The 4,885-nt window shown below is 59.1% G+C and carries 5 protein-coding genes; all 5 read right to left on the bottom strand.

The features are described from left to right. Positions 1 to 223 (bottom strand): ATP-binding cassette domain-containing protein (locus AQS70_RS07405; RefSeq protein WP_156355057.1); only part of this gene is annotated, 223 nt, incomplete at its 3' end. Beyond that, complete coding sequence (locus AQS70_RS07400; protein ID WP_055102225.1) at positions 220 to 1,083, bottom strand: ABC transporter permease; 864 nt, start codon at positions 1,081 to 1,083, stop codon at positions 220 to 222. The genes AQS70_RS07405 and AQS70_RS07400, both read right to left, overlap by 4 nt. Next, a complete protein-coding gene (locus tag AQS70_RS07395; protein ID WP_055102224.1) occupies positions 1,080 to 2,060 on the bottom strand; it encodes an ABC transporter permease in 981 nt (326 codons plus the stop codon). The genes AQS70_RS07400 and AQS70_RS07395 overlap by 4 nt, the downstream gene beginning before the upstream one ends. 13 nt (positions 2,061 to 2,073) lie before the next feature. Then, complete coding sequence (locus AQS70_RS07390) at positions 2,074 to 3,726, bottom strand: ABC transporter substrate-binding protein (protein ID WP_055102223.1); 1,653 nt, start codon at positions 3,724 to 3,726, stop codon at positions 2,074 to 2,076. A 432-nt stretch (positions 3,727 to 4,158) separates the two neighbouring features. After that, positions 4,159 to 4,885 (bottom strand): LLM class flavin-dependent oxidoreductase (locus tag AQS70_RS07385; protein ID WP_156355055.1); only part of this gene is annotated, 727 nt, incomplete at its 5' end.

Here is a 4,885-nt window from a genome sequence, read left to right as displayed (position 1 = left end):
CGAGCAAGTCCTGCCCGCCATAACTGAGCGTACGTGCCGTCACTCGCGCCCCGGCCCCCGCTAGACCAATCAAGCTGCGGGCGGTCACGCTTTTGCCTGAGCCCGACTCACCCACCAACGCCAAGGTTTTGCCCGGCGCCAAGGTGAAAGACACATCACGCACCACGGTCTGGCCGTCAAACTCAATGGACAGCCCTTCGACGATCAAGTGTTTATCGCTCATGACAGGCGACCCTCCAGACGTTTTTGCAGATATCGACCCGCTACAGTGGTCGACAGCGTGGTCAGCACGATGAACAACCCCGGAAAGAACGTCAGCCACCACGCGTTGGCGACAAAGTCGCGGCCCATGGACAACATGGTCCCCCACTCCGGTGCAGGCGGCTGTGCGCCCAGCCCCAGAAAACTCAGGGCCGAGGCCCAGACAATCGCTTGGCCAACGCCCATGGTCAGAGTCACGATTAACGGGCGCATGGCATTGGGCAACAGTTGACGCAAGATGACCCGGCGTGTGGGATGGCCCAAAGCGACCGCCGCTTCGATGTAACCGGCGTTGCGCACCGCCAGTACTTGCCCGCGCACCATCCGGGCGTAACCCGGCGCCGCGCCCAAACCGGTCGCAATAATCAACGGCCCGATACCGCTGCCAAAGATCGCCACAAACAACAAGGCCAGTACGAGGCTGGGGAACGCAAAGAGGATTTCCAGCAGCCAACTCACCCCGCGATCAAGTCGCGCACCGCCCAAGCCGCCGAGCAAGCCCAAGGTGATTGCAATGCTCATGGCCAGCGCGGTGGCCGCCAGACCAATGAATAAAGACTGGCGAGTGCCGTAGATCACCCGCGAATAAATATCCCGCCCGGACTGATCGGTGCCAAACCAGTGTGCCCAGCCGGGCGGATGAAACGCATCACGCGGCACAATGGCCAGCGGGTCAGTGTGGGTAAACAGTTGCGGCAGCAGCGCTGCGATGATCAAAAACGCCAGAAATAACAACGCCAGCAGCGGGCCAAGGTGCACTTGGCGCGCCCTGCGCTGCACCCGCGCGCCGGGTAGCGGTGTTTCAAGAGTCAGTGCGCTCATGCTGTTTTCCCCTGTTGACGAGGGTCGACCCACAGCTGCAAGAGGTCGACCAAAATATTGGCCAGCACATACACCGCCGCAACGGCCAAGCTGATACCGATGGTCAGCGGCAGGTCTTGCGCCTGTACCGCCTGATACAACTGACGACCGAGCCCCTTGCGCGAAAAGATCACTTCAACCACCACCGCCCCGCTGATCAAGGCACCGATGGCCCAGCCTGAGAGTGAAATACCGGGCAATACCGCATGCCGTAGCGCATGTTTAAAGCGCACCGCGGTTTCGCTTAATCCACGGGTTCGGGCGGTCAGCACAAAGGGTTGCTCCAGCGTTAACTCCAGCGACTCGCGGGTCACCTGCGCGATAAACCCGGCCAGCGGCACCGCCAACGCTACCGAGGGCAACACCAGCGTGCGCCAACCATCGCTGCCCGCGGGCGGAAACCAGCGCAACCCAAACGCAAACACCGCCAGCAGTACCAAACCGAGCCAAAAATGCGGCACAGCGGCCGAGAGGGTTTCGGCAAACGAGGCCACGCTGGCGACCCAACGCTGGCGCCCCGCGGTTAACACCGTCAACAACAGCACCAACACCCACGCCAGCACCAAGGCGCTGAAGGTCAGTTGCAGCGTCGCCCACGACTGCTCGGCAAGCACTCGGGTCACCGGTAAATGCTGCGAGTAAGACACCCCCAAATCGCCTTGTAGCAAACGCCCTAGGTACAGCGCGTATTGGACCGCCAACGGCTTGTCTAAACCGTATTCGCGGGTAGCTTCAGCAATGGTTTCAGCGGTGGGGTTGCCGCTGGGGCCTCCCAGAATCGCCAGCACCGGATCGCCGGGCATCAGTCGTAAAGCAAAGAAGGTCAGGGTCGCAACGGCCCACAGCACCAGTACCCCGCCTGCCACGCGCCAAGCGGCACGTCGGCCCACATTCCCCCAGCGTTCGCGCTGCGGACTCACCGTCTTGATTCGGCTCATTTATTCACCTTTTTCATTTGTTAACCCAGGCGTCGTATAGGTAAGTCACCGCCAACGACGGCTCCAACCGCACGCCTTGGGTGGTTTTGTAGATGCCTAAGCGTGAGCTTTGCGGGTAGGTGGTTACTTGCAGGTAGTGGCTAGAGGCAATCTGCTGCGCTTGGTAATAAAGCGCTTGGCGTTGCTGCGGGTCTTGCGTGGCCAAGGCTTGGCGCATGACCCCGTCAAACGTCGGATCGTCGAAACCTGCGGTGTTCTGGTGATAACCGCCTACGCCCGCAGGCCGAATAAATTCAGAACCAAAGATGATCCGCTGCACGTCGGCGGTGTTGGTGTTCCAATAGCCGAGGCGCACGTCATAGTCCCAATCCGCTTGGCGCTGAGTGGCCTGAACATCACTCATCTGCTCGATGATCATTTGGAAACCGGCCTGACGCGTGGTCGCTTGAACCTGCTCCCACAAGGTGTACTCCGAGGGCGGTGTGCGGTTGCCCATCACCACATGCACTTGCAAGCGTTTGCCATCACGGGTGCGATAGCCTTCGGCGTCGCGACCTGTCCAACCGGCTTCATCCAGCAACTGAGCGGCGCGGGCCGGATCGTAGTCTTGGGCGTGTTCAAAGTCTGGGCTGTAAAAACGAGTAGCTGAACTCAATGGCCCGCCCGCACGCGGAAACTCGTTGAAGTACACACTCTTCAGCGCACCGTCGATATCCGCACTGCGCACGAAGGCTTCGCGCACCTTGAGATCATTAAACGGCGCGCGGGTGATATTCAGCGTGCCATTGGTGGGGTTGCCCGGACGTAACGCCACCAACACAGTGAGGTCGGGATTGCGTCGAGCGGCTTCATGGGATTCCGGCGGCAAAGCCTCAATCACATCCACCTCACCGGCCTGCAATGAGGCGAAGCGCACTGAGGGTTCTTGAATGAACTTCCAAACGATTCGATCCAGCCAGGCCGGGCCTTGATGCTTAGCCGTGGGCGGCGCCCAGTTGTAATCGGGGTTACGCACCAACTCGATTTGGCTTTGTCGATCCCAGCGAACGATCTTGAACGGGCCGCTGCCCACCGGGCTTTCACAGTTTTCATCTCGCGAGCGCAGCAACGCGGTCGGCGACTCTATCCCCAGAAAACCTTGCGCCAACACCTCTAAAAAGGCCGCATACGGTGTGGCCAGATGCACCACTGCCGTGTGTTCATCGACCACATCGGTGCTGCGGTATTGACGGATGTAACCGCCCGCTGTACTAGACTGAGTTTTCGGGTTGGCCATGTGATCGAGGTTGGCCTTGACTGCGGCCGCGTTGAACGGCGTGCCATCGGTGAAATGCACGTCATCGCGTAAATGGAAGGTGTAGTCCAAGCCATCGGCCGAGACTTCCCAGCTTTTAGCCAGCCACGGTCCAATTTGACCTTGGTCGTCCATCGACACCAGCGAGTCAAGGTACTGTTGACCGATAAACACCTGCGGCATGTCGCCCGCCACATGCGGGTCAAGGCAAGTCGGTTCGCGGTCGGTGGCATAAATCAGGGTGCCGCCGCTGACCGGTTTATCGCTGCGCGCGACGGTTGAGGTTTCCTGCCCGCAGCCAACCAGTACCGAGCACAGAGCCGCGATACCGAGCAGCGGAAAGTTTCGATTAAAGGGGGAGATAGTGCGCATGGGGCCTGCTGCCTTAAGTCTGGGACTTAGGCTATTGCACAAGCCATGCCGGGTTTTTCGCCCTGTATATAGGCGTGTAACAGTGTGTGAAGGGCGTTAAATACAACAGTCTGTGTAGCGACTGTTGCTGAGCCAACAGTTGAGGCTGAGCGTGTCTCGCATTTGCGTAGGAGATTCCCTGTCGTCCAGATGCCGCGCTGTCGCGCACAGTGTTTGGGTGCATATCTATATTTGTAGGCGCTGGCGCAACCTGCGATCTTTAGATCTTCAACCGCAACATCAAAAGATCGCAGCCTTCGGCAGCTCCTACAGCAAGCGTTCGATCTGTTGGTTTTCTCTTAAGCGCACAGACCTGCATTTCGTAGGAGCTGGCGCAGCCTGCGATCTTTTGATCTTCTAGCGCAACATCAAAAGATCGCAGCCAACGATTGGTTAACCTGCGAGGCCAAAACGCAACGGTGTTGCCGGTTGTTGCAAGACCGCAGGATCACGGTAGCGAGCGCCAAAATGGTCACTCGGCAAACGCGCTTGCCCAGCGCCAAACAACCGCTCGCGCAGGGTTTCGCCGTCGTTGTAACGCTCACGGAAACGCCCCCGACGCCGCAATTCCGGGACTACGAGTTCAATGAAGTCACGGGCTGTTTCAAACGATAAGTACTGGCGCAGATTGATCCCGTCGATGCCATCAACGTCCAGCCATTTCTCAATTTCATCCACCACCACCGTCGGTGTGCCCGCCACAAAAAAACGCTCGCGGTTGAAGCCCGAAAACTGTGACAACACCGTGCCCACGGTCCACTCCGGCTTGTAGCGCTGCAAGCTCTCCCAGCCGTCGACTTTGAGCTCGATCAAATCGCTGATCAGCGCATCGCTCGGGTAAGCCGTCAGGTCGATCGCTGACTGATGATGGGCCAGTGACGCTTCAACGCTCATTAATTTGCGATAACTGTCGAGTTTGCGGCTGACTTCTTCGTCGGTACGGCCAACGATGACGCCCGCCATCACGATAAATTTCAACCCTGCGGGGTCACGCTCATGGGCGATAGTCTTGTTGCGCATCGCTTGGATATTGGCGCGCACGGCTGGGGTATCCAAGCCGCCAGTGAACACGACTTCAGCATGACGCCCGGCAAACCCGATACCCGCGGGCGAGCCGGTC

It is taken from the genome of Pseudomonas endophytica, assembly GCF_001411475.1.
Taxonomy (GTDB): Bacteria; Pseudomonadota; Gammaproteobacteria; order Pseudomonadales; family Pseudomonadaceae; genus Aquipseudomonas; species Aquipseudomonas endophytica.
This window is presented reverse-complemented; position numbering and strand designations above follow the sequence as displayed.